Origin of the sequence: Agromyces sp. NPDC052230 (assembly GCF_040679595.1) — a bacterium.
Classification (GTDB): Bacteria; Actinomycetota; Actinomycetes; order Actinomycetales; family Microbacteriaceae; genus Agromyces.
In genome coordinates this window covers 284495-308501 of sequence record NZ_JBFAVC010000006.1, presented here as the reverse complement: position 1 = coordinate 308501, position 24007 = coordinate 284495, and the positions used below count along the sequence as shown (strand labels likewise).

35 protein-coding genes and 1 tRNA gene are annotated in these 24007 nt (G+C 68.8%); 14 read left to right on the top strand and 22 right to left on the bottom strand.

Annotated features, from left to right (window positions below; all coding sequences use genetic code 11):
- Positions 1-101: 101 nt before the first annotated feature.
- Positions 102-842 (top strand): SDR family oxidoreductase, encoded by a 741-nt coding sequence (locus AB0K73_RS15180; RefSeq protein WP_360514603.1) that lies wholly within the window; start codon positions 102-104, stop codon positions 840-842.
- 115 nt (positions 843-957) lie between these two features.
- Here the strand turns inward: AB0K73_RS15180 and AB0K73_RS15175 are convergent, their stop codons facing one another.
- Genes AB0K73_RS15175 through AB0K73_RS15160 form a run of 4 tightly spaced genes read right to left on the bottom strand, consistent with a single transcriptional unit; the run spans position 958 to position 3490 of the window.
- Positions 958-1401 (bottom strand): nitroreductase/quinone reductase family protein, encoded by a 444-nt coding sequence (locus AB0K73_RS15175; RefSeq protein ID WP_360514600.1) that lies wholly within the window; start codon positions 1399-1401, stop codon positions 958-960.
- Between the two features lie 4 nt (positions 1402-1405).
- Positions 1406-2308 carry an oxygenase MpaB family protein gene (locus tag AB0K73_RS15170; protein ID WP_360514597.1) on the bottom strand — a complete coding sequence of 301 codons (903 nt, stop codon included), beginning with the start codon at positions 2306-2308 and terminating at the stop codon, positions 1406-1408.
- Between the two features lie 48 nt (positions 2309-2356).
- The gene (locus AB0K73_RS15165) at positions 2357-2980 is read right to left on the bottom strand and encodes a GNAT family N-acetyltransferase (protein WP_360514594.1); all 624 of its coding nucleotides are present in this window, start codon (positions 2978-2980) and stop codon (positions 2357-2359) included.
- A 9-nt stretch (positions 2981-2989) separates the two neighbouring features.
- The gene (locus AB0K73_RS15160; RefSeq protein ID WP_360514591.1) at positions 2990-3490 is read right to left on the bottom strand and encodes a nitroreductase family deazaflavin-dependent oxidoreductase; all 501 of its coding nucleotides are present in this window, start codon (positions 3488-3490) and stop codon (positions 2990-2992) included.
- Between the two features lie 66 nt (positions 3491-3556).
- Here AB0K73_RS15160 and AB0K73_RS15155 point away from each other — a divergent pair, with 66 nt between their 5' ends.
- Positions 3557-4030 (top strand): MarR family transcriptional regulator, encoded by a 474-nt coding sequence (locus tag AB0K73_RS15155; protein ID WP_360514588.1) that lies wholly within the window; start codon positions 3557-3559, stop codon positions 4028-4030.
- Between the two features lie 157 nt (positions 4031-4187).
- On the opposite strand, the gene AB0K73_RS15150 is transcribed toward AB0K73_RS15155, so the two are convergent.
- Positions 4188-4712, bottom strand: a complete 525-nt coding sequence (locus tag AB0K73_RS15150; RefSeq protein WP_360514585.1) for a hypothetical protein — start codon at positions 4710-4712, stop codon at positions 4188-4190.
- Between the two features lie 214 nt (positions 4713-4926).
- Here AB0K73_RS15150 and AB0K73_RS15145 point away from each other — a divergent pair.
- Positions 4927-5000, top strand: a tRNA-Pro gene (locus AB0K73_RS15145).
- 181 nt (positions 5001-5181) lie between these two features.
- Here AB0K73_RS15145 and AB0K73_RS15140 read toward each other — a convergent pair.
- Positions 5182-6453 (bottom strand): ABC transporter substrate-binding protein, encoded by a 1272-nt coding sequence (locus AB0K73_RS15140; RefSeq protein WP_360514582.1) that lies wholly within the window; start codon positions 6451-6453, stop codon positions 5182-5184.
- A gap of 144 nt (positions 6454-6597) precedes the next feature.
- Here AB0K73_RS15140 and AB0K73_RS15135 point away from each other — a divergent pair, with 144 nt between their 5' ends.
- A complete protein-coding gene (locus AB0K73_RS15135; RefSeq protein WP_360514579.1) occupies positions 6598-7560 on the top strand; it encodes a LysR substrate-binding domain-containing protein in 963 nt (320 codons plus the stop codon).
- A 62-nt stretch (positions 7561-7622) separates the two neighbouring features.
- Here AB0K73_RS15135 and AB0K73_RS15130 read toward each other — a convergent pair whose 3' ends face one another.
- Positions 7623-7910, bottom strand: a complete 288-nt coding sequence (locus AB0K73_RS15130) for a hypothetical protein (RefSeq protein ID WP_360514717.1) — start codon at positions 7908-7910, stop codon at positions 7623-7625.
- Here AB0K73_RS15130 and AB0K73_RS15125 point away from each other — a divergent pair.
- Positions 7812-8873: an acyl-CoA dehydrogenase family protein gene (locus AB0K73_RS15125; protein WP_360514709.1), complete on the top strand. Its 1062-nt coding sequence runs from the start codon at positions 7812-7814 to the stop codon at positions 8871-8873. The genes AB0K73_RS15130 and AB0K73_RS15125 overlap by 99 nt on opposite strands.
- Positions 8870-9400 (top strand): flavin reductase family protein, encoded by a 531-nt coding sequence (locus AB0K73_RS15120; RefSeq protein ID WP_360514576.1) that lies wholly within the window; start codon positions 8870-8872, stop codon positions 9398-9400. The genes AB0K73_RS15125 and AB0K73_RS15120 overlap by 4 nt, the downstream gene beginning before the upstream one ends.
- Here AB0K73_RS15120 and AB0K73_RS15115 read toward each other — a convergent pair.
- The 6 genes from AB0K73_RS15115 to AB0K73_RS15090 all read right to left on the bottom strand — a co-directional run bounded on the left by AB0K73_RS15115 (position 9287) and on the right by AB0K73_RS15090 (position 12379).
- Positions 9287-9583 (bottom strand): pyridoxamine 5'-phosphate oxidase family protein, encoded by a 297-nt coding sequence (locus AB0K73_RS15115; protein ID WP_360514573.1) that lies wholly within the window; start codon positions 9581-9583, stop codon positions 9287-9289. The genes AB0K73_RS15120 and AB0K73_RS15115 overlap by 114 nt on opposite strands.
- 4 nt (positions 9584-9587) lie before the next feature.
- Complete coding sequence (locus AB0K73_RS15110) at positions 9588-10004, bottom strand: DUF6463 family protein (RefSeq protein WP_360514570.1); 417 nt, start codon at positions 10002-10004, stop codon at positions 9588-9590.
- Positions 10001-10567 carry an NUDIX domain-containing protein gene (locus AB0K73_RS15105; protein ID WP_360514567.1) on the bottom strand — a complete coding sequence of 189 codons (567 nt, stop codon included), beginning with the start codon at positions 10565-10567 and terminating at the stop codon, positions 10001-10003. Before AB0K73_RS15105 ends, AB0K73_RS15110 begins: the two co-directional genes overlap by 4 nt.
- Positions 10564-11151 (bottom strand): DUF2306 domain-containing protein, encoded by a 588-nt coding sequence (locus tag AB0K73_RS15100; protein ID WP_364775459.1) that lies wholly within the window; start codon positions 11149-11151, stop codon positions 10564-10566. The genes AB0K73_RS15105 and AB0K73_RS15100 overlap by 4 nt, the downstream gene beginning before the upstream one ends.
- A gap of 89 nt (positions 11152-11240) precedes the next feature.
- Complete coding sequence (locus tag AB0K73_RS15095) at positions 11241-11984, bottom strand: class I SAM-dependent methyltransferase (protein WP_360514561.1); 744 nt, start codon at positions 11982-11984, stop codon at positions 11241-11243.
- Positions 11981-12379: a hypothetical protein gene (locus AB0K73_RS15090; RefSeq protein WP_360514558.1), complete on the bottom strand. Its 399-nt coding sequence runs from the start codon at positions 12377-12379 to the stop codon at positions 11981-11983. Before AB0K73_RS15090 ends, AB0K73_RS15095 begins: the two co-directional genes overlap by 4 nt.
- Positions 12380-12745: 366 nt before the next feature.
- On the opposite strand from AB0K73_RS15090, the gene AB0K73_RS15085 reads away from it, so the two are divergent.
- Positions 12746-13387, top strand: a complete 642-nt coding sequence (locus tag AB0K73_RS15085) for a TetR/AcrR family transcriptional regulator (RefSeq protein ID WP_360514555.1) — start codon at positions 12746-12748, stop codon at positions 13385-13387.
- Between the two features lie 20 nt (positions 13388-13407).
- Here AB0K73_RS15085 and AB0K73_RS15080 read toward each other — a convergent pair whose 3' ends face one another.
- Complete coding sequence (locus AB0K73_RS15080; RefSeq protein ID WP_360514551.1) at positions 13408-13980, bottom strand: TetR/AcrR family transcriptional regulator; 573 nt, start codon at positions 13978-13980, stop codon at positions 13408-13410.
- A 120-nt stretch (positions 13981-14100) separates the two neighbouring features.
- The gene (locus tag AB0K73_RS15075) at positions 14101-15093 is read right to left on the bottom strand and encodes a PPOX class F420-dependent oxidoreductase (RefSeq protein ID WP_360514548.1); all 993 of its coding nucleotides are present in this window, start codon (positions 15091-15093) and stop codon (positions 14101-14103) included.
- A gap of 150 nt (positions 15094-15243) precedes the next feature.
- Between AB0K73_RS15075 and AB0K73_RS15070 the strand changes: the two genes are divergently transcribed.
- A complete protein-coding gene (locus AB0K73_RS15070) occupies positions 15244-15600 on the top strand; it encodes a PRC-barrel domain containing protein (RefSeq protein WP_360514545.1) in 357 nt (118 codons plus the stop codon).
- 80 nt (positions 15601-15680) lie between these two features.
- Here the strand turns inward: AB0K73_RS15070 and AB0K73_RS15065 are convergent, their stop codons facing one another.
- Positions 15681-16286 (bottom strand): dihydrofolate reductase family protein, encoded by a 606-nt coding sequence (locus AB0K73_RS15065; protein ID WP_360514542.1) that lies wholly within the window; start codon positions 16284-16286, stop codon positions 15681-15683.
- Positions 16287-16302: 16 nt separating this feature from the next.
- A complete protein-coding gene (locus tag AB0K73_RS15060; RefSeq protein ID WP_360514540.1) occupies positions 16303-16728 on the bottom strand; it encodes a dihydrofolate reductase family protein in 426 nt (141 codons plus the stop codon).
- 171 nt (positions 16729-16899) lie between these two features.
- Here AB0K73_RS15060 and AB0K73_RS15055 point away from each other — a divergent pair, with 171 nt between their 5' ends.
- The 4 genes from AB0K73_RS15055 to AB0K73_RS15040 all read left to right on the top strand — a co-directional run bounded on the left by AB0K73_RS15055 (position 16900) and on the right by AB0K73_RS15040 (position 19674).
- On the top strand, positions 16900-17286 hold the full coding sequence (locus AB0K73_RS15055) for a DUF2809 domain-containing protein (protein ID WP_360514537.1): 387 nt from the start codon (positions 16900-16902) through the stop codon (positions 17284-17286).
- 52 nt (positions 17287-17338) lie between these two features.
- Positions 17339-18532 (top strand): Fic family protein, encoded by a 1194-nt coding sequence (locus AB0K73_RS15050; protein ID WP_360514534.1) that lies wholly within the window; start codon positions 17339-17341, stop codon positions 18530-18532.
- Positions 18533-18551: 19 nt separating this feature from the next.
- Complete coding sequence (locus AB0K73_RS15045) at positions 18552-19115, top strand: mismatch-specific DNA-glycosylase (protein ID WP_360514531.1); 564 nt, start codon at positions 18552-18554, stop codon at positions 19113-19115.
- Positions 19116-19299: 184 nt separating this feature from the next.
- Positions 19300-19674: a nitroreductase family deazaflavin-dependent oxidoreductase gene (locus AB0K73_RS15040; RefSeq protein ID WP_360514528.1), complete on the top strand. Its 375-nt coding sequence runs from the start codon at positions 19300-19302 to the stop codon at positions 19672-19674.
- A gap of 15 nt (positions 19675-19689) precedes the next feature.
- Here AB0K73_RS15040 and AB0K73_RS15035 read toward each other — a convergent pair whose 3' ends face one another.
- From AB0K73_RS15035 to fdxA, 5 genes are all read right to left on the bottom strand, one after another.
- Positions 19690-20820: an NAD(P)-binding domain-containing protein gene (locus tag AB0K73_RS15035; protein WP_360514706.1), complete on the bottom strand. Its 1131-nt coding sequence runs from the start codon at positions 20818-20820 to the stop codon at positions 19690-19692.
- Between the two features lie 100 nt (positions 20821-20920).
- Complete coding sequence (locus AB0K73_RS15030; protein WP_360514525.1) at positions 20921-21064, bottom strand: hypothetical protein; 144 nt, start codon at positions 21062-21064, stop codon at positions 20921-20923.
- Positions 21065-21078: 14 nt separating this feature from the next.
- On the bottom strand, positions 21079-21711 hold the full coding sequence (locus tag AB0K73_RS15025) for a superoxide dismutase (RefSeq protein ID WP_360514522.1): 633 nt from the start codon (positions 21709-21711) through the stop codon (positions 21079-21081).
- 29 nt (positions 21712-21740) lie between these two features.
- Positions 21741-22196: a flavin reductase family protein gene (locus AB0K73_RS15020; RefSeq protein ID WP_360514703.1), complete on the bottom strand. Its 456-nt coding sequence runs from the start codon at positions 22194-22196 to the stop codon at positions 21741-21743.
- A gap of 116 nt (positions 22197-22312) precedes the next feature.
- Positions 22313-22639 carry a ferredoxin gene (fdxA, locus tag AB0K73_RS15015; protein ID WP_360514519.1) on the bottom strand — a complete coding sequence of 109 codons (327 nt, stop codon included), beginning with the start codon at positions 22637-22639 and terminating at the stop codon, positions 22313-22315.
- Between the two features lie 81 nt (positions 22640-22720).
- On the opposite strand from fdxA, the gene soxR reads away from it, so the two are divergent.
- Together soxR and AB0K73_RS15005 are read left to right on the top strand one after the other, a co-directional pair.
- Positions 22721-23215 (top strand): redox-sensitive transcriptional activator SoxR, encoded by a 495-nt coding sequence (gene soxR, locus AB0K73_RS15010; protein WP_360514515.1) that lies wholly within the window; start codon positions 22721-22723, stop codon positions 23213-23215.
- Positions 23216-23284: 69 nt separating this feature from the next.
- Positions 23285-23953, top strand: coding sequence for a CoA pyrophosphatase (locus tag AB0K73_RS15005; protein ID WP_360514512.1), 669 nt, complete (start codon positions 23285-23287; stop codon positions 23951-23953).
- Positions 23954-24007 lie beyond the last annotated feature (54 nt).

The following is a 24007-nucleotide window of genomic DNA, read 5'->3' as shown; positions in this document are numbered from 1 at the left end:
CCGCGCTCTCTGGTGTTCTACAGTTTATCCAACATTTGTTGGATAGTTGCCCCGGAGCGACGCGACACGATCGTCCGCTCCGAACGAGGAAAGGATTCACCATGGCTCGCTTCGATGGACGCGTCGGCATCATCACCGGCGGCGCGAGCGGCATCGGTCGCGCGACCGCGACCCGGTTCGCCGCCGAAGGCGGAACGGCGATCGTCGCCGATGTGCAGGACGAGATGGCCGCCCAGGTGGTCGCCGAGATCCAGGCCGCCGGCGGCACGGCCAAGGCCGTGCACCTCGACGTGACGAGTGAGCAGGGCTGGAACGACGCCGTCGCCGCCGTGGTCGCCGAGTTCGGTCGCCTCGACGTGCTCGTCAACAACGCCGGCATCGGCGACAACCAGCTCATCGAGGACACGACCATCGAGACGTACAACAAGGTCGTGGCCGTGACGCAGACCAGCGTCTTCCTGGGCGAGAAGGCCGCCAGCGCCGCGCTCAAGGCGAGCGGCGACGGCGCGGTCGTCAACGTCAGCTCCATGTACGGCATCGTCGGCGGCTTCGGCACGAGCCCCGCGTACCACGCCGCGAAGGGCGCCGTTCGCACGCTCACCAAGAACACCGCGCTGGCCTGGGCCACTGAGGGCGTGCGCGTGAACTCCGTGCACCCCGGGTTCATCGACACCCCCATCCTCGGCGACACCGACCGTGAACAGCTCATCTCGACCGAGCCCGTCGGCCGTCTCGGCCGCCCCGAAGAGGTCGCCGCAGTGATCCTCTTCGCCGCGAGCGACGACGCGTCGTTCATGACCGGTTCGGAGCTCGTGGTCGACGGCGGCTACACCGCCCGCTGAGCACGCGTGGCTCGCGGCATCCGCCGGCCACCCGCCGAACGGATGCCGCGGTCGAACCCTGTCTTCGTCTACGCCCACCGGCGCCGCGATCCGGCGTTCCCGGTGGCCGTGCACGTCAGCCGCGAGGCTCGCAGATGACGAGCGGGATCTGCCGGGACGTGCGGCGCTGGTAGGCGGCGTAGCCGCGATAGGCGCGCACGACCCGCGGCCACAGCTCGGCGCGTTCCGCGGCATCCGCTCGCCGTGCCGTCATGGGTCTCGTGACCCCGCGCATCGTCAGTTCGACTCGGGGGTTCGCGAGCAGGTTGCGGTACCAGCCGGGGTGCTCGTCGTCACCGCCGCGCGAGGCCACGAGCACGACGCGCTCGCCGTCGACGACGGGTGCTGAGAGCACGACCGACCGCGGCCTGCCGCTGCGGCGCCCGATCGTGTGGAGCTCGACGATCGGCATGCCCACGATGCTCGCTCCGACATGCCACCCGGTGAGCCGGAGGATCGTCGCGTGCGCTCGCGAGAGGAACCGGAACCCGAGATCGGCAACACGACGGCGGCGCGTCATGCGATCACGCCGCCGCGTCGCGTTCGAGCCGCGCGAGCCGCGACCGCGCCGCGTCCTCCGAGGTGGACCGGTCGCCGAGCACGGTGCGCACTGAACGCAGCACCGCGCCGGTCGCGGCGACCGCCGGGAATGGCGGCGCGGTGAGTCCCAGCAGGCGCCGCTGGTCGGGGGAGAGCGACTGCACGGCGCCCGCGAACATCACCCGATAGGCGGGGATCATGCCGCGCGCGAGCGGCGGGTTGCGGATGAACCGCATCGTGCTATCGACGCGTTCGTCGTGCTTCAGCACCCCGGTCGTCGCGAAGCCGTCGAGGCGTGCACGGAGCTCGGCCGCGGTCTGCGGGGCATCCGTCAGCCCGAGGAGTTCGCCGGCGACGGCCCACTCGCGCACGTACGCGTCGGGGCCGCCCGGAATCGGCCCCTCCCACAGTTCGTGGCAGGTGAGGAAGGACTCGGTGAACGCGACGTGCACCCACTCGAGGAGCTCGGGGTCGCTCGCGCGATAGGGGCGACGGATGCCTCGAGCATCGACGTACTCGCCCTGCACGCGCCGGTGCAGCCCGCGCACGCGCGCTGACGCGCGCTCGGCCGTGGCACGATCGCCGAACGTGACCGTGACGAGCCAGCGGATGGTGCCGGTGAGGCGCCCGAGCGGGTCCTCCTCGTAGCGCGACCAGTCGTGGACCCCGGCCAGCGCGCCGGGATGCATCGCCTGCACGAGCAGCGCGCGGATGCCCGCGACCATGGTCGCCATGCCGCCGTGCACTGCCCACGCCGCGGATCCCGGACCGAAGTAGCCGGCGTCGACGCCCTGTTCGAGCTCGTCGACCCATGCCGGGCGCCCGTCATCGGTGCCCGACAGTGTCTGCAGGAGGTGCGATCGCCAGCGATCCCGAACCGAGCCCATGCGTTGGAGTAGACCATGCGAGCCTGAGCATCGAATGGGCGCGGCGGGCTAGGCGCCGAGCCGCACCTCCATGACCGCGCGGTCGGGCCTGGGCCGAGCGACCTCGGCGAACCCCGCGGCTTCGAACATCGTGACCGTGCCGTGGAAGAGGTCGGCGGCGGACGCCTTCTCGCGGAGCTCGCCGTCCACCGCGTAGGCCTCGACGACGTGGGCGCCATGCTCGTGCGCATACGTCACCGCGGCCGAGGCGAGGGCCCGCCCGACGCCGCGCTTCCGGTACGCCCGTGGGACGACGAAGCACGTGACCGCCCAGACCGCGGGATCCTCGAGGTCGGGATGCGCGGTGCCGCCGGTGATGAGGCGACTGCTGCGGAGCCGCTCGAGGTGCGGTCGCGGCTCGACCGCGCACCAGCCGACCGGCGTGTCACCGTCGTAGGCGACGAGGCCCGGACCGGAATCGGATCTCGCGAGCTGCGCCGCGAGGCGATCGCGCAGCCCCTCGTCGCCGACGGAGCGCCAGTTGCTGCCGGGGATCTTGTACCACTGGCACCAGCAGTGCGCGGGGTCGCCCCTCGTGCCGAAGACGGCCGCCACGTCATCGAAGGGCACGTCGCCTGCGGGCACGATGCGCAGGTCGGCTCGGTCGGTCTCGTCGCTGGCCGTGTGGGTCATGACGCCACGTTAACGTGCGGCGGCGACATCCGGCGCCGGGGGATCGAGCCGCAGGGCGCGCAGTTCCTCGGCAAGCCGTTGCAGCTGGTCGGGGTCGGTCGTGTACTCGGCGCCCAGGATGGCCTTGCCGAGCAGCGCCGCGGCACGAGGATGCCGACGCTGGTAGTCGGCGAGCAGCTCGGCGCGCTCGGCGGGTGTGAGCGCATGGACACGGGGAGTGAACGTGAGCCGTTTCCAGGTGACCGTCGTGGGGCCGCCGGCGACGGCGTTCGCGTACCAGTCGGTGCGCCGGCCGCGGCTCGCGATCACCCAGATCGTCGGCATCGAGCCCGGCCCTGAGGCGCGGCGCGCGACCTCGAGCACGACCCGGCGCGTGCGTCCGGTCTTGCGTCCCGTCATCGTGAGCAGGAGGAAGTGACCGCCGAGGAGCCAACCGAGGCGTGCGCGGTAGAGCCCGATCGGGACCCGATTGAGGAACTGCACGATGCGCGGCGGCTGTTCCGAGACCATGTCGTCAGCCTATGGCGTGCCGTCGAGAACTCGTGAAGTGAGGTAATGATGAAGTAACATCAGGATATGGCAGCGGAGATCACCGTGCTCGACCGACTCCTCGAGGTCGGCGAGCTCTTCCAGAAGGACATGGCCCGGGCCTTCGAGGGCACGCCGCTCACCGCCGCACGCGCCCGTGTGCTCTGGGACCTGCAGCACGACGGGCCCGCGACGCAACAGGCTCTCGCGACGAGGCTCGGTGTCAGCGCGCGCAACATCACCGGACTCGTCGACGCGCTCGAGGCGGGCGGCTACGTTGAGCGCTCGCCGCACCCGACCGACCGGCGCGCCACGATCGTGTCGCTCGCGACATCCGCTCGGCGCATGATGCGGCAGATGCAGCGCGAGCACGCGGAGTTGTCGGCGGAGCTCCTGGGGGCGGTGGCACCCGCCGACCGAGCGGGGTTCGAACGCGGCGTCGACGCGATCGCGACGCGCCTCCGCGAACTCGTGGCGGCCGAACAGGCGCGCAGCGCCGACCCCGAGGGGGCCTCGGCATGAGTGTTGCGGTGCAGGAGCGGCGAGAGGCATCCGTCAGACCATCACGGGCGTGCGCATCTGGGTCGACGACCCGCGGTCGTTCATGGACGAGGTGCGGAAGCACCTCTGAACGCCCGCGGGCCGCCGGGTCGTCGGTGGTCGCGTTGATCCTGCGACGTCAGGGGCGGTCGGTCGCGTCCTTCGGGCGGTCGGTCTGCGGAACGACCGTGTCGGGCTCGGCGAGGCCGGGCGCGTCGTCGGCTGCTGCGGTGGTTGACGGGGCACCCGTGGCATCCGCCGCTCGCACCGTCGGTGTGGTTGCGACGGCGTCGTCGTCGCGGAGACCCGTGGAGTCGAAGCCGTCGTCGCCGTCCTCCTCGTCGTCGAGCTCACGCGCGTAGAGGTCATCATGCGCGAGCTGGTCGGCCGCGACCTTCGCGGCGGCCCAGTTGCGCGAGTGGGTCGCGAGGGCGAGGAACACGCCGACGACACCGGCCGTCAGGAGCATCCCGCCGATCGTGCTCTGCGTCTGGAGGCTGAGGTACTGGAGGTAGTCGGAACCGCCCGTGTTGTAGAAGTCGGCCTGCGCGGTGTTGCCCGAGAGCAGGAAGAACAGCCCGAAGAGGCCGACGCCGACGGAGACCACCCAAAGGGCGATGAGTGGGATGTTCAGGCTGGGGCGGCGCGTGGTGGCGTTCGTCAAGGGTTCCTCCTGGGGTGGGTTGTTCGGGCTGCGCTCGGGTCGCTGTGGCGTAGGGTCGGTACCCGCCTCCGCGAGCCTACGGCGGGAACCTATGTGCCGCATAGGGATTGTTTCCGTGGGTGAGGGTCGACGTTTCGATACCCGTGGTGTGCATGAGCACGCTCACGGATGCCGCTATGATGGTCAAGTTGTCTTCCGAGGAATCGGACGGCATCGGGCTGTGGCGCAGCTTGGTAGCGCACTTGACTGGGGGTCAAGGGGTCGCAGGTTCAAATCCTGTCAGCCCGACCGAAAAGTCCCGGAAACTCAAGGGTTTCCGGGACTTTCCAGTTGAGAAACGGGATCCGCTCGTCGCGCTCCCTGCGTTCAAGTTCCGCACTCCCGTGAGGCATCGGGTCCTTGGAAATTGGAGCGGAGTCAGATGGGACCCGATCCACATCCGACTCCGCTCCGGTCTCGTCGACTCCGTCTACTCGAGAGAGTCCACCGGAGCGAACCCGGTGCCGTTGAACTCCATCACCTTGATATCGCTCATGGCCGGGAGTCCGTCCTCGGTGGTGTCGATCGTTCCGCCGGGAAGCAGGAAGGGGGCTTCGAATCCTTCGATCGAGGAGAGAGCGTCCATGAAGCTCTCGCGGGTCGGCTCTTCCATGTTCATGAAGGCCTGCTCGAGGACCGACGCGCCGATCCAGCTCCACACGCACTGGGGGAACCCGGGCACGCCATCTTGGTCGGTGTATTCGTCGACCGCGGCGAGGAATGCCTTGCCGTCCTCGCTCTCCTGGAAGGCCGGGGACCCTGCGACGAGCGAGGATGCCGTCGTGTAGATCGCGGGGAACTGGTCGGCCACGCCCGACGGCGTGAGGTAGACGCCGGGACTGGACGTCGTCGAGGGGAGGAACCAACTCGGGTGCCATCCAAGCGCGTGCGATCGCTGCAGAGAGCCGAGCACGAGGGGCGCAAGGGACGACATCGCGTTGAAGAAGACGTCGGCACCCGTGCTGGCCAGCTCGGTGATCTGCGCGGAGACATCGACGTCGGTCGCCTCATAGGTGAGCTCCTTGACGATCTCGACGTTGTCCGCTCCCTCGAGTGCGGCCTTCAGGCCCTCGACGTAGCCGTGGCCGTAGTCATCGTTCTGGTACAGGATGGCGACCTTGTGATCGTTCGGGGACGCCGCGAGGAGCTCGCCGAACGCCTCGCCTTCCTGCGGATAGACCGGGAGCAGTCCGAGTTGCCAGGGGCTCTCCTCACGATCGCTGAACAGTGGGTCGCCGGTCTGCAGGAGAACCTGGGGCACTTCTTCATCGATGGCGGCCTCACGCCACGCTCGGTTGGTCGGGGTGCCGAGGCTCAACGTGGTCGCGAATACCCCATCGCTTACCATCTGTTGGAAGTTCGCGAGCGCCTTCTGAGGATCGTAGCCATCGTCGTACGCCTTCACCTCGATGGTGCGTGTCTTGCCGTCCCCGAACGTGATACCGCCCTCGGCGTTCTTCGTTTCGAAGTAGGCGATGGCACCGTCGATCGCGCAGTTGCCGACGCCGGCGGCGTTGCCGGTGAGGGGTGAAGTCGATCCGAGGGTGAGGGTGGTGTCGGTGATTCCGGGCGAGGCGCCGGCGTCCTCGCCTCCTTCCCGCCCGCTGTCTCCTCCGCGAGCGCACGCGGTGAGCCCGAGTGCGAGGATGCCGACGGCCGCGATGATCGCGGTGGTCCGTCGCCGAACTGGAGTGATTGTCATGGGTGTCGTGCCTCCTGTGCCTGCCGCGACCGACGCTGGTCGCGGGCTCATCGACGCGACACCATCTTGTGTTGAGGCTCTTCTTCAGTCAAACAGAACAACTCGATGAAGAACCACGATTGAGTTGTGGATTAGCCTTGGCGAATGAGATTCAGTGCCGAAGGCATCGACGACGGTGTCGCCAGGGGTGAGTTGACACTGCGGCAGCTCGCCAACTTCGTCGCTGCGGCAGAGGAAGGAACGATCAGCGGCGCGGCCGGGCGATTGAACTACTCGGCCTCGGCGATCTCGTCGTCAATCACCGAGCTCGAGCGCGCGCTCGGCGCCGAGCTGTGTGTTCGCCGGCGGGCACAGGGCGTGAAGCTCACGCCGTCCGGGCGCCTGATCTTCGACAAGGCCAAGCGCCTGCTCGAGGATGTGGCTGAGTTGAGCTACGCGGTCGGCGGGGGTGGCAGCGAACTTGTTGGCCCGCTCGTGATCGGCTGCTTCGTGACGCTCGCGCCCACCGTGCTGCCGCGGCTGCTCCACGAGTACGAGTCGCTGCATCCGCGCGTATCGGTGGATTTCGTGGTCGGCGCACAGGACGAGTTGCAGGACGCGCTGGTCGGCGGGGCGATTGATGCCGCGATCATGTACGACGTCGGAGGCATGGAGGCACTCGACCGATTCACCCTGTACGAAGCGCGTGGGTACGCGTTGTTCGGCGAACGCCATCCGCTCGCTGCACGTGAGACCGTCACCCTGGAAGAACTGGCCTCGGTTCCCCTCGTCCTCTACGATCAGGCGCCCAGCACGCGGTATGCGATGTCGATCTTCGAGGCAGAGGGTCTCACGCCGAACGTCCGTCACCGCACGCACGCATTCGAGCTGACGCGTTCGCTCGTCGCACGATCGGAGACCGAGTACGCCATCCTCGTTCAACGCCCCGCGAACAAGCTCAGTTATGAAGGGCTTCCGATCATCGAGAAGGATATCGTGCCGCCACCGCTGGCCGTGCCGGTCGTGCTTGCGCGGTCGCGCGAGGTGGAGATGTCCTCCCGCGTTCGGGCGCTGGCCGACTTGGTGCACGGTCAGTACCCGCCGAGCGAGGTATATGCGACTGAGTAGTGGATGTTCAGCGAATTGTTTTGCTTGACCGCAGAATGGTTCGCCTCTGAGGATTGGGTCCATCAACGACGATCGCGGCACTCGCCGCGGAGAGGCGAATCGCCATGGACACCACCATTCTCCAAGAACGCCGAACTGGCATCCGCCCCGCGCCTTCGACGGCGCTCACCGCCGATGACCTCATCGCGTCTGCCGAGGCACTCATCCCCGTATTGCGCGAGCGTGCCGCGGAGGTCGACCGGGAACGTCGCATCCACGAGGACACCTACCGTCGCCTCGGGGACGCCGGCTTCTTCCACGTGCTCAAGCCCAAGAAGTTCGGCGGCCTCGAGCTCAGCGAGCACGAGCACGCACGAATTGCGATGACGCTCGCGCGTGGATGCGCCTCCACCGCCTGGATCTTCTCGATCCTCAGCTCCGACAACATGGCGATCCTCGCCTACCCCGAGGAGGCGCAAGACGAGATCTGGAGCATCGACACGTACGCCACCCTCGCCGGCAACACCAACCTCAACCCGAAGGCCGTCACGGAGCGTGTGCCGGGCGGCTACCGCCTCACCGGCCAGTGGGGCTTCTGCAGCGGCTCCGATTTCTCCGAGTGGCTGATCTTCAACGCACCTGTCGGTGAGGATGGCGAAGGCCACATGTTCATCGTCCCGCGCGAGGACACCACGACCGTCGATGACTGGTTCCCCACCGGAATGCGAGGCACCGGCAGTCGCACGATGGCCGTCCATAATGTCTTCGTCCCGGAGCACCGGGTCCAAGCGACGAAGGACACGGTGCGCAAACTGAAGGAACGCCGGTCCGTTCACCCAACGTTCGACACGATGTGGGCTACTTGGCCGTCGAATGGTCGGTTTCCGTTCGCCAGCTGCGCGGTCGGCGCTGCCTGGGGCGCCGCCGAGCATTTCGCCGAAACCGCGGGTTCCAGCACCCGCGTTGCGAACGCCCTCGGCGGCACTGTCCGACTCGCGGATCAGGACTATGTCGCGAGCGAGTTCGCCCAGGCGCAGGGAGACATCGAGATGGCGCGACTCTTGATCGAACGTCGAAGCTTCGAGGCATCCGAGCGTGCCCGCCGGCGGGAGGAATCGTCGGAGTCCGACGTCGCTCGCGAGATGCGAGACAATGCGCTCGTCACCCGCACCTCGCTGCGAGCCGTCCAGCAGATCTTCTCGCTCGTCGGTGCGAAGGCCGGCAACGCCGACCATCCGGTTTCCCGTGCCAAGCGGGATGTCGAGATGATCTCCCACCACGTCACACTCAACTGGCGGCAAGCGGCCGTCCGATACCTGGCTGCGCAATCATGATCACCGCGGAGGAGTTCAAGTCGGCGTTCCGGCTCCACCCGAGCGGAGTCGCGCTCATCTCGGCGAACGTCAGCGGCACGCAGGTTGCCCTGACAGCATCGTCGGTTTCCGCGGTCAGTGCTGAGCCGCCATTGCTGATGTTCTCGATCTCGGTGCTGTCGTCCAGTGCCGAAGTGTTGAAGCGAGCGGATGCCGTGATCGTCCACCTGCTCACCGCGGGCAATCTCGAACTTGCCACACTCGGCGCTGCGAGCGGGGTGGACCGCTTCGCCGACGAGACCAGGTGGAGCCGGCTCCCGACGGGCGAGCCCGTGTTCGCAGAGGCCGGTGTGTGGCTGCGTGTGCGCATCGTCCACCGCATCGATGCCGGAGGTTCAACCGTGTTCGTCGCGGAGGGCGTCGATGCGAGCGTCTCAGACCGCTCCGTCGAAGACGACGGGCTCGTCTATCGGAATCGAGCCTGGCACCGCGTCGGCAGCGAGTCGGTGGTCGACGGCGCGCACCTCGTCAGCTCGGCTGCGAGCTGACTGCAGGTTCTCGAACTTCCGTCGCGTGGTCGTGTGCGTGAACCGGATGGTGCCGGATGCCGCGTCGAACTCGGACCACATCGGGTTGACCTGAAGGGCGCCGTCGTGTCGCACCGTGGCGAGATGGCCGAACACGGGAGCGGAGAGGATGCGGGGAAGTGGTGGGTGAGTTCGGGACGCCATCCGCTCATTCAATCGCATCGCGTCGACCTCGGCGCGCCGCCCAGGTGTCGACCAGGAACAGCACACCGACCACGATGAACACCCACGCGCCGGAGATCGGCATCAGGCTCGCGGAGAACATTCCCCACAGGATCAGGATCCAGCCGACGAAGCGGGGCATCGGCCGACCTTCCCGTGCGGAGAGCACCGCGAGGACCCCCAGCACGAACAGCGGCACGGCGAAGCTGCCCGCGCTGATCCAGAACGACTCCGCGACTTCGAGTTGCTCGGTGCTCGGCCGCAACGTGGCGGTGTTCCACCACCCGGCGGAGACGATTCGACCCCAGACATCGGCGCGGGGGATCGACGTCAGTGTCACGTGAATCACTGGACCGACGATCGCCACCCAGCCGCCGGCGGCCGTCAGTGCAGTGCTCTTCATGTTGGTCCCTCGTGGTTCGGCGTGGGTTTCGATTCCATCGGTTTCCCGTCCACCTGGGCCTCGCGAAGTCTCTGCAGCCGCGAGTAGGCCGCCAGGCCGTCGGGGACCCATGACCATTCGTCCAGCCGTTCCCGCAGTTCGGCCTCCGGCATGAAGGCCGCCCACGCGACCTCCTCCGCCTGTGGGTGCACGGGCAGTTCGCACCGCACCTCGTACACCGCCGACCACCAGCGATGCTCGCCGTCATCGTAGAGGAACGTGAAGAGCCGGACGGGCCGCGGCAGCCCGGAGATGCCGAGCTCCTCCTCGGCCTCCCGCAGCGCCGCGGCGTCGTAGGTCTCGCCCGCCCCCACGACCCCGCCGACGAACATGTCGTACAAGGAGGGGAAGATCAGCTTGGAAGCGGTGCGTCGGTGCACGAAGACCTCACCCCGCGAGTTCCTGACCTGGATATAGACGCATCGGTGTCGCAGGCCCCGCGAGTACGCATCGGCGCGCCGAGCCCGGCCGATCACCTCGTCGTTCTCGTCGACGATGTCGAGGATCTCGTCGGCGGAGCTCAACGGACCACCTCGAGGCTACGCCTGCCGCGCATCGCCACCCAGAGTTCCCCAGCGACGACGTTCATGCCGAGGCCGAGCCAGAACGCCAGCGCGAAGCTGTCAGCTACTGGGATCTCGGAAAGGGAGGTGAGCAGTCCGATCCACAGCCGGATGGTGCCGACCCCGATACCCACGGCGAATGCACGGATCATCCAGCGTCGATGCATCTGCACGTCTCTGCGGCGGATTGCGGCGTAGGCGATGAGCAGGCAGAGCAGGAACCACGACCCGAACACGGCGGTGGCCAGTGACTGGAATGCGCCGCCGAAGGAGAACGGAACGCCGAACGCGAGTGCGAAGACGCCGCTGATGATTCCGGCCGGCAACACGATCCGGCCCATGATTCGGTGCACGTCGAGGTGTCGTTCCCGGAAGCCGCGCCAGAGCTGCATCGGAGCGCCCATCAGGTAGACCACCCCGGGGATGATGTGCAGGTACGCGAGCCACGGGGCGTCGACATAGCGGGCCTCGAAGCTTCCCGGATCGGCCGTCCGCGCACTGAGGAGTTGAGGGAGGTCCGTCGCCGCGCGGATGGAGGCGAACACGAGGGTGATGATGATGAGCACCGCAATTCCGGCCCACGCCGTTGTCATGACGACACGGCCACCCAGGCTGGGGAAGGTGACGTGCGAGTTCACGCGATGGGGTCCAGGCGAGCGGCGATCTGCGGGCGCGTCGCCCGATGCAGGGCGACGATGCCGCCGCTGAGGTTGCGATGCTCGACACGCTCCCAGCCGCATTGCGCGATGGCAACGGCGAGTGCGTGCTGGTCGGGCCAGTCCAACACCGTGTCGGCGAGGTAGTGGTAGGCGGGTGGATCGGATGACGCGAGCCGGCCCAGCGTCGGCAGGAGTGCGCGCACGACCAGGCGGTGGCCGGCACGGAGGAGGGGAGTCGTCGGTGTGGAGAACTCGCAGACCACCAGACGTCCACCCGGGCGGCAGACTCGCGCCATCTCGCGAAGCGCATGCTTCGGATCGCCGATGTTGCGGAGACCGAACACGATGGTGACGGCATCGAAGCTGTCGTCGGCGAATGGCAGGGCGAGCGCGTCCGCATGAACGAAGTCGAGCTGCGGATGTCTGCGCCGTCCGGCGGCCAGCATGCCGGGGGAGGGGTCCGAGGCGATCACGCGGGCGCCCGCCATGGCGAGCGGGAGCGACGAGGTGCCGGTTCCCGCTGCGACGTCGAGGATGTCCTCATCGGGCCGCGGTGCGATGGCTGCGGTCGTCGCCCGGCGCCACCGGCTCACGTAGCCGCCGGTCATCAGTGAGTTGAGCAGGTCGTAGCGCGGCGCGACCCGGTCGAACATCGCGATGACGGTGTCGGGCTGCCGATCGAGACCAGGACGCTCGGCCACCTGTGATCGGCCGGTCACGCTGCGACGCCTTCGCGAACCTTGGAGCGGTGAGCGCTGGCCAGCAGCAGCCCGGCGGCGGTCAGCGGGATGACGCCCTGCCCGATCCCGGGCCCCGAGAGCACGGCATCGACGGCGACCCAGGTTCCCAGCGCCCATGCGACGAATGGGGGAGGGGTGATGCCGCGGCGGTCCATCCAGAGCACGGTGGCTCCGATCAGGACGAGCGGCGGACCGAAACTATTGACCGTCAGCCAGTACGCGCTCATGGCGGGGCTCATGTCGGCGAGGTCCTCCGCCCACAGTTTCCCGCTGACCCATGTTCCTGCGTGGCGTGCGGCGCCCAGCGCGGTCAGTGCGCCGACGGTGTGCGCGGCTCCGTAGAGCACGATGAGCCCTCCCGCCCACTTGTTCATCAGGTGTCTCCTTCCATATGTGCGGGCCGCACTTTGCGGCGGCGCCGTGCTCTCAGTGGTGGCCCACCTGAGGGCGTTTATACGGTTGAGCACAACGCCAGCCTAGACCGTATATACGCAACCGCACAACACCCTTGGCCGGTCCGATCGCGGGTTCGGTGCGAGCGGTTGTTTACACTGTACGCGTAAAGATATACGGTGTACGCATCGCTGTCAAGCGACGTGTACGCTGTATCGATGGTCGAGTCGAATTCCGTTGAGGCTGCCGCTACCGCGGGCGTCCCCGAGCATCCGATACCACCACGCTGGGCTCGGACCGCCTGGGGCGTCCCCGGCGTCGAACCTCTCCCCGGCAGGGCGCTTTCCGTGCCGTCGATCGTCACGACGGCAGTCGACATCGCGGATGAGTCCGGATTGGCCGAACTGTCGATCAGGCGGATCGCCACGCGCCTGTCCGTGTCGCCGATGGCGCTCTATCGCCATGTGGACTCACGTGAGGCCCTCGTCATCCTGATGTTCGACCGAGCGATGGGGCCGCCACCCCCCGAGACGACGGACGCCACCCCCTGGCAGGACCGGCTACGGGTCTGGGCAGAGGCGCTCCTCGAGCGGTACACCGCGCATCCGTGGATGATCGATGCACCGGTGGGCGGTCCGCCGATGACACCCAATTACGCTCGTTGGCTCGAACAGATCCTCCAGGTGCTGGACACCACGGGGTTCTCCCTTCGTACGTGTCTCGAGGCTGCGCTGCTCGTCGACATCCACCTGCGCGGTACCGCTCAGCTCATCGGGAATGTCCGGCCGGTCGAGGATGGCGCTCCGTCGCCCTCGCGCTGGCTCAACGGGCTCCTCACGCCCGAGCGCTTCCCCGTGGTGGCACGCGTGCTCGCCGCGGGGCTCCTCGACGACAACGAACTCGATGCGCGGTTCGGGCTGGAGCGCATCATCACCGGCCTCGAGGCCATCGTTCCCTCGCGGGACCGCACCGTCGGTCGCAACGAATAGACCAGCCGGCTCGCCACTCCTCACGGTGCGGAGGCATCGCTCGAGCGATCGAGGATGACATCCGCTGCGCGGGCGATGACCTCATTGCGAGTTCGGCCAGGGTGGTCGGCGGCGAGGAAATGACTGCCGATGGCGACACAGAAGGCGATCAGGGAGCGGGCCTCGACTTCGTCAGGGTCGGAACAGAAGGTGCTGATCGCATCGCGTAGGACTTGCATCCGTCGGTTGTCCACGCGGCGCAGTCGCTCGGCGACGCGCGGGTCACGGCGAGCCCAGTCGCGGACAGCCAGGTCGATGGGCAGCAGGCGGTCATCGGAGAACGTGAGTTCGCCCGCCCGGCGTACCTGCTCCAGCACGTCACCGCCCTCAGTGTCGATGCGGCTGACGACATCGTCGACGCTCTCGCGCTCCCAGGTGTCGAGCATCTCCGTGAGTAACGCTGCTCGGTCATCGAAGTAGCCGTAGAAGCCGCCCTTGGTCACCCCGAGGGCTTTGGCGAGGACCTCGATCCGCACCGCGTCGACACCGCGTTCAGCCAGAGCACGAAGCCCTTCATCGATCCACTTCTCTCGTGGTGTGCGCAAGGCGCCCATCGACTCAGCCTCCTCACGATGATCAGTGCAGCTCTGCAGTGGCGTATCCGGTTTACGGATGACCTTGTGCGGTATCGTACAACCCGGTCGCGTCCCGGTCGGTCGACGGATCGCCGTGGCCTACCTCCCGGCGAGCTTCTCGACCTGCATCACGAGGATGACCCGATCCGCCTTGTCGGCGGGTGGCTGCTGGTCGGGGTTTCCGTACCGACGCCCGAGACGCACGTAGAAGTCGCCCTCGGGGTCGGGGGTCACGTCGACGAGCGAGCCACGCACCTCGACGTAGCGGTGCGGGTTCTCGGGATCGAGCGCTTCGAGTGTCATCGTCGGATTGCCCTGCAGGTTCTTGAACTTGCGTCGCGTGGTGGTGTGCGTGAACCGGATGGTGCCGGATGCCGCGTCGAACTCGAACCACATCGGGTTGACCTGAACGGCGCCGTCGTGTCGCACCGTGGCGAGATGCCCGAACACGGGGGCGGAGAGGATGCGGTGGAAGTGGTGGGTGAGTTCGCGAGCCATCCGCTCATTCAACCGCACGGCGTCGGCTCGGGAGTGCGCCGACAGGGCGCGCATGGAGGAGCCTGCGACCAGCGCGCCGAGGCCGCCCGCGACCATGTCGCCGATCGAGTCGGCGTACCCGACGTAGATCTCCTCGTCGATGAACGTGTGTCCGAACCACTCGGCGACCTCCCAGAACACGCTGAGCGAGAGGCCGAGTGCCGTCGTCACGAGGACCGCTGCGGCAACGGGGCGCGGTGCGGAAGCCGCATCCGCCAGGATGCGGCGTTGCATGAGGAGCAGGTACAGCAGCGCCGCTGCCAGCCCTGTCGCGGCGAAGTGAATGGGGATGTCCCACCAGCGGGCCGCGAGGTAGATCTCGAGCACGCTGCTCCAGCCAGCGGTGAGGATGACGAGCGCGAACGCAATGTCGAATCCGGGTCGCACGCCCACGAGGCGGGGAACGAGCGTGCCGAACGACGCGAACCCGACGGTCGCCGCCGCGAGCGGGCCCCAACCGATGCCGGCGACGATGACGCTGATCGCGCCGAGGATCCGCACCGCATCTGCGAGCACCTCTGCCCAACCCCTCGGCGGCCGCAAGAACGTGCTCATCACACGATCCATCCTCACCTATTGCACGTTGTCGCCGACGGGAACCCGCCGGAGAGGCAACCCCATTCCGGCGATCCGTGAACCGACCTACGGTCCAACCAGGGACAGGCCGAGGAGAGCAACGGCCGAGAAATTGAAGAAGGAGCAAAGATGAGTAACGCATGGGAACCGTGGGCCTATCGAGAATCCGCCACTCGCACGCCGGGGGCCAGCCTGGTCGGCTACCACGTGCACGCCACCGACGGCGACATCGGCAAGATCGACGAGGCCACCGACGAGGTCGGTAGCAGCCGTCTCGTCGTCGACACCGGCCCCTGGATCTTCGGCCGGAAGGTGGTGCTCCCTGCGGGGACCGTCGAACGTGTCGATGACGACGACAAGAAGGTCTACGTCGACCTCACGAAGGACCAGATCAAGGATTCGCCGGAGTTGGGCGAGACGACCACCTACGACGACCCCGACTATCGGAACCGCCTCGGAGCGTATTACGGCGGGTTCTACGGGTGATCTCCCCGTCGGTACCCGGCCCTCGGCCGGGCACCGACGCATGTCTTCATGGGATCACAGGCGCGGGCATTGCCGGACGACTACCGCCGCACGCGATACCGCAGATGCACGACGCCGCGCTCGCCCTCGAGCACCCGGACCCGCTCGAGTTCGCGCTGGTCGGTGCCCAGGTGCTCGAAGAGCGGTCGACCCGCTCCCATGAGGATCGGCACGAGGTGGACCTCGATCTCGTCGAGCACCCCCTCGCGCAGCGCCCGCTGCGCGATGCCGGCACCATGCACGAGCACGTCCTTCTCGCCGGCGGCGGCCTTGGCGTCGCTCATCGCCGCTGCCAGGTCCGACGTGTACCGCACGTTCGGCCAGCCGGCCGCCCACGTCGGCGCCCCATGTCGACTCAGGATGAAGATCGGCACGCCCTCATGGTGGTCGCCGCCCCAGCCCTGCGCGGGTTCGAAGGTGCCGCGACCGGCGACGACCGCGCCGGTCGACATGAACTCGTCGTAGATCTGGCGGTTCACCCCGGTCAGCCGTGCCTCCGCCGCCGCGAAGTCGCCCCCTTCGGCATCGGGGAACACCCAGTCGTGCAGCCGCTCGCCGCCATCGCCGAGCCCGTTTCCGGGACCGTCGTTCGGCCCGGCGATGAATCCGTCGAGGGACATGGACATGTAGAGCACTGTGGATGCCATCGTCTGCCCCCTCGGCTCAGGCCCGCACGCGGTAGGTCACGTGCGTGATTTGCGTCGCGGCGCGCGCGTCCACCTGTTCGAGGTTCAGCGGCGGCACGCCCTCGAAGAGTCGTGTGCCGCCGCCGAGCGTGAGCGGCGCGATGTGCAGTCGCAGTTCGTCGATCAGGCCGGCGGCGAGGTACTCGTTGACGGTCGTCGCTCCGCCCTGCACCGCGATCTCGTCGTCGCCGGCCACAACGCGGGCCTGGCCGGCGGCCGACAACGTGTCGATCTCCGCCCGGTTCTCGTCGGCGTTGTCCGCGAGCCAGGCATGCAGCCCGTCGCCCCAGCCGTCGCCGCCATCGTCGCCGAACGGCCGTTCCTCGGTCTGGTTGGGCCCCGCCGAGTATCCATCTGCCGAGATCGTCAGGTCGCAGACGACCCTGCCCCGTTGCCCGGTCATCACACTCTCCTCCTCGCTGAGACCCAGGTCTCGTTCGCGTTGAGCGCCCGTTCGAGGCATTGAAGTATGTCGAACAAGGGCGTCCGAGTTACCGGATGACTCTAGCAATCGACTGCGCTCGCGTCGAGGCCGGGTTGCACGCCGCCGAGACAACCACGGCAGGATGGGCGGATGGCCACCGCCCGTTCCCCGCGACGCCGAATCGCTGCCGCCGTTCTCCTCGCGGCCGACATCGCGTCCGGACTCGCGGTGCACACGCTGCTCGCCGATACGGCCGCGACCGACATCGCCGGCGACGCGCTCTACGCGGCGGCGGTGTACCTCGCCGTCGTCATCGTGGCGCCGCGGCTGCAACCGTTGGCGGTCGGGGCGATCTCCGCCGCGTGGTGCATCGCGGTCGAACTGTTCCAGCTCACCGGCATCCCGCTGGTACTCGGCGACGCTTTCCCTCCGTCGATGCTGGTGCTGGGCACGGTGTTCGATGCCCGTGACCTGGTCGTGTACGTCGCCGCCGCGATCGCCATCGCCGCAGCAGATGTCGCGGCGTCCGCTCACTAGAAGGGCATTTCTAACTGAAGACTATTCGGTAGTCTTTGTTTAGAATGGTCGTATGGCCAATACACGGACTGACTGGCCCGCCATCGGCAGCGAGCCCCGACCGTGGCACCGCGGCGAGATGGAGGTCGCATCGCGTCGTCAGCTGCGCTCGGCCGTGGGGGAGTACCGAGCCGCGCTCGTGCCGATGATCGCCGAACGCGAGGTGAGGCTCAGGCCCGAGACCCTGGCGGGCGCCGACGACGCCAGCAAGGAGCTGACCCGGTTCGACGCCGAAGCGGGTTCGTTCGCAGCGCCCTTCGCGGCGATCCTGCTGCGCACCGAGAGTGCATCGAGTTCCGAGGTCGAGCACCTCACCGCGAGCGCGAAGCAGGTGGCGCTCGCCGAGCTCGACCGATCCGACTCGGCGAACGCCCAACTGGTCGTGGCGAACGTGCGCGCCATGCAGGCGGCGATCGCGCTGAGCGACCGTCTCGACGAGCAGGCGATCATCGCGATGCACGAGGCCCTCCTCGAGGCATCCGCCCCGCACTATGTCGGCGGATGGCGCGATCAGCAGGTGTGGATCGGCGGCGGGTCGTTCTCGCCGCATCACGCCGCCTTCGTGCCGCCGCATCACGATCGGGTGCCGGAGCTCATGGGCGACCTCGTGCGGTTCGCGAGCCGCACCGACGTGCCGGCGCTCGTGCACGCGGCGATCGCGCACGCGCAGTTCGAGACCATCCACCCATTCCCCGACGGCAACGGGCGCACGGGGCGCGCACTGCTGCATGGAATGCTCCGCGCCGCCGACGTGACCCGCAACGTGGCGGTGCCGGTTTCGGCCGGCCTGCTCGGCGACCTCGACGGCTACTTCAACGCGCTCACCCGGTACCGGCAGGGGCAGCCCGACGACATCGTGGGGAAGGTCGCCGAGGCCGCGTTCCGAGCGGTCGCGAATGGCCGGGCGCTCGTGCGCGAGCTGCAGGAGATCGCTGCGGGGTGGGATGCGCTCGTTCGAGCGCGATCGGATGCCTCGGTGCACCGCGTCAAGGCGCACCTGCTGCAGCATCCGGTCGTGACGGCCGCGTCGGTGGCCATCGCGACCGGGGTGAGCGAGGTCGCGGCGCAGACCTCGATCGACAAGCTCGCAAAGGTCGGCGTTCTCACCAAGGTGGCCGGCGGCGCCCGGTACCGCATCTGGCAGGCGACGGAGGTGCTCGCCGCGCTCGACGCCTTCGCCGCGCGCGCCCGCCGTGCCCGCTGGTGAGGCGGGGGAGAATCACCCTGTGAGATTCACGCGTGCCGAGCTCGAGGCGTATCGCGGTGCGAGCGTCGACGACCTGATGCCGGAGTATCCGAGGCTCGTCTTCGTGGGCATCAACCCCGGGCTCTGGACGGCCGCGACGAACACCCCGTTCGCCCACCCGGGAAATCGGTTCTATCCCGCGCTGGCCGCGGCGGGCATCATCCCGCGCCTTCCCGACTTCGCGAACGGCCTCTCCGACGACGACCGGCGGATGTTCCTTGACGCGGGCATCGGCATCTCGAACCTCGTGAACCGGGCCACCGTGCGCGCGGACGAGCTCACCCGCGAGGAGTTGCGGGCGGGCGCCATCCGGCTCGCCGCCGATGTGGCGCGGTGGCATCCGCAGGTCGTCGCGATAGTCGGGCTCACCGCGTATCGGCAGGGATTCGACCGCCCCAGGGCGAGGGCCGGACGGCAGGATGAACGGCTCGGCGGCGCCGAGCTCTGGGTCGTCCCGAATCCGAGCGGCCTGAACGCGCACGCGACGGTCGCCGACCTCGCGGGGGCCTACGCCGGGCCCGCGCGGGCCGTGGGGATCATCTAGCCGTCGTCGAAGACGTCGCAGGTGTGCTCGATCTGCAGCATGTACGTCGCGCGCGCTCGCCACGGGACAATGGAGCATGCTGCCCCGATGGGTACGACGGATCGTCGCGAGTGCCTCCCACTCGAGGCTCTTCGGCGCGATCGGGCCGACGGTGATGCCGCCCCTCGAATGTGCCTACCGTGCCGTGACGCGACGGCCGGGTCCGATCAGCGAACTCGCCGTGCCGTCGCTCGTGCTGCACACCACGGGTGCCCGCACCGGGATCGCCCGGCGCGCCGAGCTGATCTGTGCTCGGGATGCCTCGGCCGACACGCTGCTCGTCGCAGGCAGCAGCTTCGCGCGGCCGCGGCATCCGGGGTGGACGTACAACCTCATGGCGCACCCCGACGCCGAGGTCGAGCGCGGCCGACACCGCAGCCGCGTCACCGCGACGCTCCTGACGGGCGCCGAGCGGGAGCAAGCGTGGGAACGTCTCGATGGGGTGCTGCCCGGATACCGGCGTTACGAGCGGGCGGCTGGCCGCGAGTTCCGCGTCTTCCGCCTGGACCGGATTGAGTGAGGCGAAACCGCAACGTCAGGCCGCGGCGGCGCCGGCGCTCGGCCCGAGCCGCTTCACGATGCCGCTGACGGCCGCCCGTCCCGCCCGGTTCGCGCCGATGGTCGACGACGACGGGCCGTAGCCGATGAGGTGCACGCGCGGCTCGTTGGCGACCTGCGTGCCGTCCATCACGATGCCGCCGCCGGGTGCGCGCAGGTGCAGGGGCGCCAGGTGGTCGAGGGCGGCGCGGAACCCCGTCGCCCACAGGATGACGTCGGCGCGCAGGAACGAACCGTCGGCCAGGCGCACACCGTCGGGTTCGATGCCGGTGAACATCGGATGCCGCTCCAGCGCGCCGCGGGCCGCCGCCGCGCGCAGCGATGGCGTCCACAGGAGGCCCGTGACCGAGACGACGCTCTGCGGCGGCAACCCCTGGCGCACGCGCTCCTCGACGAGGGCGACCGCGTCGTGCCCCGCGCGGTGATCGAACTCGGCGTCACGCCATTCGGGCTCACGCCGGGTGAACCAGGTCGTCGAGGTGACCTTCGAGATCTCGTCGAGGAACTGCACCGCCGAGATGCCGCCGCCCACGACCACGACGTGCTGCCCGGCGAACTCGTTCGCCGCGACGTAGTCCTTCGTGTGCAGCTGCCGCCCGAGGAACGTGAACTGCCCCGGATACACCGGCCAGAACGGCCGGCTCCAGGTGCCGGTCGCGTTGATCACGGCCCGAGTCGACCAGACGCCGGCGGATGACTCGACTCTGAGCCGCCCGTTCGGGTCGTCGTCCTCCCGTCGCACCGCCGACACCGAGACCGGACGCAGGATCGGCAGGTCGAGCTGCCGCTCGTAGTCGCCGAAGTACCGCGCGAGGAACGCCGAACTCGGCTCGTTCGGGTCGACCTCGGGCTTGGCGATGCCCGGCAGGTCACTGATGCCGTTCACCGTCGCCATCCGCAGGCTCTGCCAGCGGTGCCGCCACGCGCCGCCCGGGCCGCCCTCGGCGTCGAGCACGACGTAGGTTCCGGCGCCCGAGCCCGGCTCCAAGTCGCTCGGCCGGCCCGCGGTATCCGTCGCCGACACGAAGCTGCGCCGCCGCAGGTGGTACGCGGCGGAGAGCCCGGCCTGCCCGGCACCGATGACGACCACGTCGGCCGTGCGCACCATCTCGGTCGCGTCGTGCGCGGCGAGGGCGCCCAGCAGGGTGTCGGTCACGACAGGATGCAACGCCAGACGGCGCCCAGGGCTTCCCGGGAGCGCGAATGGGCTACGGATGCCCCCAGCCGCCGATCGCGGCGATGAGCGCGCCGATCGCGGTGAGGGCGACGATGGCCGCGAGCGTGTAGCGCCGGACCTGCACCGCGAGCAGGGCGACCGAGAGCCGTCGGCGCGGGCGGCGCCGACGGCTCATGGCTCGACGCTCGGTCAGTTCGCGCCCGGGACGATGAGTCCCTGCGTCGCGGTGCGGGCGCGCTCGAAGCGGGACGCGACATCCGACCAGTTCGCGATGTTCCAGAACGCCTTCACGTAGTCGGCGCGCACGTTCTTGTAGTCGAGGTAGTAGGCGTGCTCCCACACGTCGAGCTGCAGCAGCGGCGTCACGCCGAGCGGCACGTTGCCCTGCTGGTCGAACAGCTGGAAGACCACCGGGCGGGCGCCGATCGAGTCCCACGCGAGCACTGCCCAGCCCGAGCCCTGCACGCCGAGCGCGGTCGCGGTGAAGTGCGCCTGGAACTTCTCGAACGAGCCGAACGCGTCGCCGATCGCCGCGGCCAGCTCGCCCTGCGGCTCGCCGCCGCCCTCGGGGGAGAGGTTCTGCCAGAACACGCTGTGGTTCACGTGCCCGCCGAGGTTGAACGCGAGGTCCTTCTCGAGCTTGTTCACGTTCGCGAGGTTGCCCGCCTCACGAGCCTCGGCGAGCTGCTCGAGCGCCGTGTTCGCGCCGGTCACGTAGGCCTGGTGGTGCTTGGAGTGGTGCAGCTCCATGATGGTCGCCGAGATGTGCGGATCGAGCGCAGCGTAGTCGTACGGCAGGTCGGGGAGGGTGTACGCGGTCATGGTGATCGTTCCTTTCGAGGTGGAGTGGGTCAGAGGTCGGGGGCGTCGGGGTCGAAGGCGTGGAACCTGCGGTCGTGGTAGAGCAGCGGATCGCCCGGGACGCCCTGCAGCACGTCGAGCACCTCGGCCACGACGAGGGAGGAGCTGCCCACCGCGACGACGTGCAGCGCCCGGCACCGGAACGCCGCGCGGGCATCGGGCAGCAGCGGCTCACCGGTCGCGAGCGTGGTCCAGCCCTGCTCGCGGGTGAAACGCGGAGCGCCCGAGTGCGCGAACGCCCGAGCGAGGTCGGCGTGACGGTCGGCGAGGAAGTGCACGAGCATGGTGTCGGCCGAGAGGAGGCCCCCGGCAGACCCCGTGGCGCGCGTCACCGAGAACGAGACGGTCGGCGGATCGAGGGCGACGGATGCCACGCTCGACGCCGTGAGCCCGACCGGGCCCCGGGGCGTCGACGCGGTGATCAGGGTGACGGCGGCCGGATGCAGGCGGAAGACGTCCTTGAGGGCCGCGGCACGGGCAGCCTCGGCTGCGGCGGGGTCGGCCTCGGCAGTGGGAGCCGCATCACCGCCGACGGCCGCGGCATCCGTCGTGCCGTCGTTCGTCACTCGTGGCCGCCCTGCGGCGGCAGTGCGGCGATGAGCGGGTGGTCCTTGGCGATCATGCCCACCTTCGCGGCGCCGCCGGGCGAGCCGAGGTCGTCGAAGAACTCGACGTTGGCCTTGTAGTAGTCGGCCCACACATCGGGGAGATCGTCTTCGTAGTAGATCGCCTCGACGGGGCACACGGGTTCGCAGGCACCGCAGTCGACGCACTCGTCAGGGTGGATGTAGAGGCTGCGTTCACCCTCGTAGATGCAGTCGACAGGGCACTCGTCGATGCAGGCCTTGTCCTTCAGGTCGACGCACGGCAGTGCGATCACGTAGGTCATCGGGGAACCACCAGGGTGAACACGCGCATGGTCCCAACGTAAGACCTCAAGTATGCTTGAAGTCAAATCGGAGGTCATCGGATGTCGCGCACGCATGACGTCGCCACCGCGGCGGAGCATGCGACGAAGCACGCCCCCGACGAGCTCATGACGATCGGCGAGATGAGCCGGCGTACGGGGGTCGCGGCATCCGCCCTTCGCTTCTACGAAGACCTCGGTCTCATCGCCTCGCTGCGGTCCGACGGCAACCAGCGTCGCTACCCGCGGCACATGCTCCGACGCATCTCGCTCATCTCGGTGGCGAAGCGGCTCGGTATCCCGCTCACCGACGTGCAGGCGGTGTTCGCCCACGTGCCCCTCGACACGACGCCGAGCCACGAGGACTGGCAGCGCGCCTCCCGTCGATGGAAGAAGCAGCTCGAGGAGCGCCGGCTTGCGATCGAACGGCTCGAGCGCGAGCTGACCGGATGCATCGGCTGCGGCTGCCTCTCGATGAAGGCGTGCGGGCTCCTGAACCCCGACGACGCGCTCGGTGAGTCGGGTGTCGGGCCGCAGCGGCTCGAGCCGTCGGCGTAGCGCAGCCGTCGAGCGCCCCTGCCCTGCCGACCACGTGTCGGAACTCCGTAGGGTGGAACCATGCCCCCGATGACCGCCGACCCCCGCGCGGAGCTCGTGGCCCTGTGCGAGCGCGGCCTCGACTGGTCGCTCGACATGCCGCGAGTGCTTCCCGATGTCTCGAGCGCTCGCCCGGCCGCGGTGCTCGTGCTGTTCGGGGTGCTCGACTCCGTGCCCGCGTCATCCAACGGCCACGTGCCTCGCGACCTCGACGTGCTGCTGCTGCGCCGCGCGGCGACGCTCGGCAGCCACCCCGGACAGATCGCCTTCCCCGGCGGGCGGCTCGAGGCATCCGATGCCGGTCCGGTAGCCGCAGCGCTGCGAGAGGCCGCCGAGGAGACGGGCGTCGAACCCGACGGCGTCGAGCCCCTGGGCCTGCTGCCCGCGATGCCGCTCCCCATCAGCAATCACCTCGTCACGCCCGTGCCCGCGTGGTGGAGGCGTCCCTCGGAGGTGGCCGCCGTCGATCACGACGAGTCGGTGGAGGTGTTCCGGGTGCCCGTCGGCGACCTGCTCGACCCCGCGAACCGGGGGAGCACGGCGCACACCGTCGAGGGCCACGTCTTCCGCGCGCCGGCCTTCACCGTCGACGGACGGATCATCTGGGGCTTCACCGCGATCGTGCTGGACCGCATGTTCGACGAGCTCGGATGGTCGGAGCCGTGGGACGAGACCCGCGTCATCGAGGTGGATCGCTGACGCTGGCCGGTTCGCCGCTGCCGTCCTAGGCTGGTCGGAGGGCGTCGGCTCCGC

Excerpts from the sequence above, each read along its gene's own strand:
- AB0K73_RS15060 (WP_360514540.1), bottom strand. The coding sequence starts at position 16,728 with ATGACCGGGCAACGGGGCAGGGTCGTCTGCGACCTGACGATCTCGGCA.
- AB0K73_RS15025 (WP_360514522.1), bottom strand. The coding sequence starts at position 21,711 with ATGACCGCGTACACCCTCCCCGACCTGCCGTACGACTACGCTGCGCTC.
- fdxA (WP_360514519.1), bottom strand. The coding sequence starts at position 22,639 with ATGACCTACGTGATCGCACTGCCGTGCGTCGACCTGAAGGACAAGGCC.
- AB0K73_RS15070 (WP_360514545.1), top strand. The coding sequence starts at position 15,244 with ATGAGTAACGCATGGGAACCGTGGGCCTATCGAGAATCCGCCACTCGC.
- AB0K73_RS15120 (WP_360514576.1), top strand. The coding sequence starts at position 8,870 with ATGATCACCGCGGAGGAGTTCAAGTCGGCGTTCCGGCTCCACCCGAGC.
- AB0K73_RS15080 (WP_360514551.1), bottom strand. The coding sequence starts at position 13,980 with ATGGGCGCCTTGCGCACACCACGAGAGAAGTGGATCGATGAAGGGCTT.
- AB0K73_RS15140 (WP_360514582.1), bottom strand. The coding sequence starts at position 6,453 with ATGACAATCACTCCAGTTCGGCGACGGACCACCGCGATCATCGCGGCC.
- AB0K73_RS15065 (WP_360514542.1), bottom strand. The coding sequence starts at position 16,286 with ATGGCATCCACAGTGCTCTACATGTCCATGTCCCTCGACGGATTCATC.
- soxR (WP_360514515.1), top strand. The coding sequence starts at position 22,721 with ATGTCGCGCACGCATGACGTCGCCACCGCGGCGGAGCATGCGACGAAG.
- AB0K73_RS15170 (WP_360514597.1), bottom strand. The coding sequence starts at position 2,308 with ATGGGCTCGGTTCGGGATCGCTGGCGATCGCACCTCCTGCAGACACTG.
- AB0K73_RS15050 (WP_360514534.1), top strand. The coding sequence starts at position 17,339 with ATGGCCAATACACGGACTGACTGGCCCGCCATCGGCAGCGAGCCCCGA.
- AB0K73_RS15135 (WP_360514579.1), top strand. The coding sequence starts at position 6,598 with ATGAGATTCAGTGCCGAAGGCATCGACGACGGTGTCGCCAGGGGTGAG.
- AB0K73_RS15035 (WP_360514706.1), bottom strand. The coding sequence starts at position 20,820 with ATGGTGCGCACGGCCGACGTGGTCGTCATCGGTGCCGGGCAGGCCGGG.
- AB0K73_RS15090 (WP_360514558.1), bottom strand. The coding sequence starts at position 12,379 with ATGAACAAGTGGGCGGGAGGGCTCATCGTGCTCTACGGAGCCGCGCAC.
- AB0K73_RS15030 (WP_360514525.1), bottom strand. The coding sequence starts at position 21,064 with ATGAGCCGTCGGCGCCGCCCGCGCCGACGGCTCTCGGTCGCCCTGCTC.
- AB0K73_RS15115 (WP_360514573.1), bottom strand. The coding sequence starts at position 9,583 with ATGGCGTCCCGAACTCACCCACCACTTCCCCGCATCCTCTCCGCTCCC.
- AB0K73_RS15155 (WP_360514588.1), top strand. The coding sequence starts at position 3,557 with ATGGCAGCGGAGATCACCGTGCTCGACCGACTCCTCGAGGTCGGCGAG.
- AB0K73_RS15180 (WP_360514603.1), top strand. The coding sequence starts at position 102 with ATGGCTCGCTTCGATGGACGCGTCGGCATCATCACCGGCGGCGCGAGC.
- AB0K73_RS15175 (WP_360514600.1), bottom strand. The coding sequence starts at position 1,401 with ATGACGCGCCGCCGTCGTGTTGCCGATCTCGGGTTCCGGTTCCTCTCG.
- AB0K73_RS15075 (WP_360514548.1), bottom strand. The coding sequence starts at position 15,093 with ATGAGCACGTTCTTGCGGCCGCCGAGGGGTTGGGCAGAGGTGCTCGCA.
- AB0K73_RS15165 (WP_360514594.1), bottom strand. The coding sequence starts at position 2,980 with ATGACCCACACGGCCAGCGACGAGACCGACCGAGCCGACCTGCGCATC.
- AB0K73_RS15055 (WP_360514537.1), top strand. The coding sequence starts at position 16,900 with ATGGCCACCGCCCGTTCCCCGCGACGCCGAATCGCTGCCGCCGTTCTC.
- AB0K73_RS15160 (WP_360514591.1), bottom strand. The coding sequence starts at position 3,490 with ATGGTCTCGGAACAGCCGCCGCGCATCGTGCAGTTCCTCAATCGGGTC.
- AB0K73_RS15110 (WP_360514570.1), bottom strand. The coding sequence starts at position 10,004 with ATGAAGAGCACTGCACTGACGGCCGCCGGCGGCTGGGTGGCGATCGTC.
- AB0K73_RS15005 (WP_360514512.1), top strand. The coding sequence starts at position 23,285 with ATGACCGCCGACCCCCGCGCGGAGCTCGTGGCCCTGTGCGAGCGCGGC.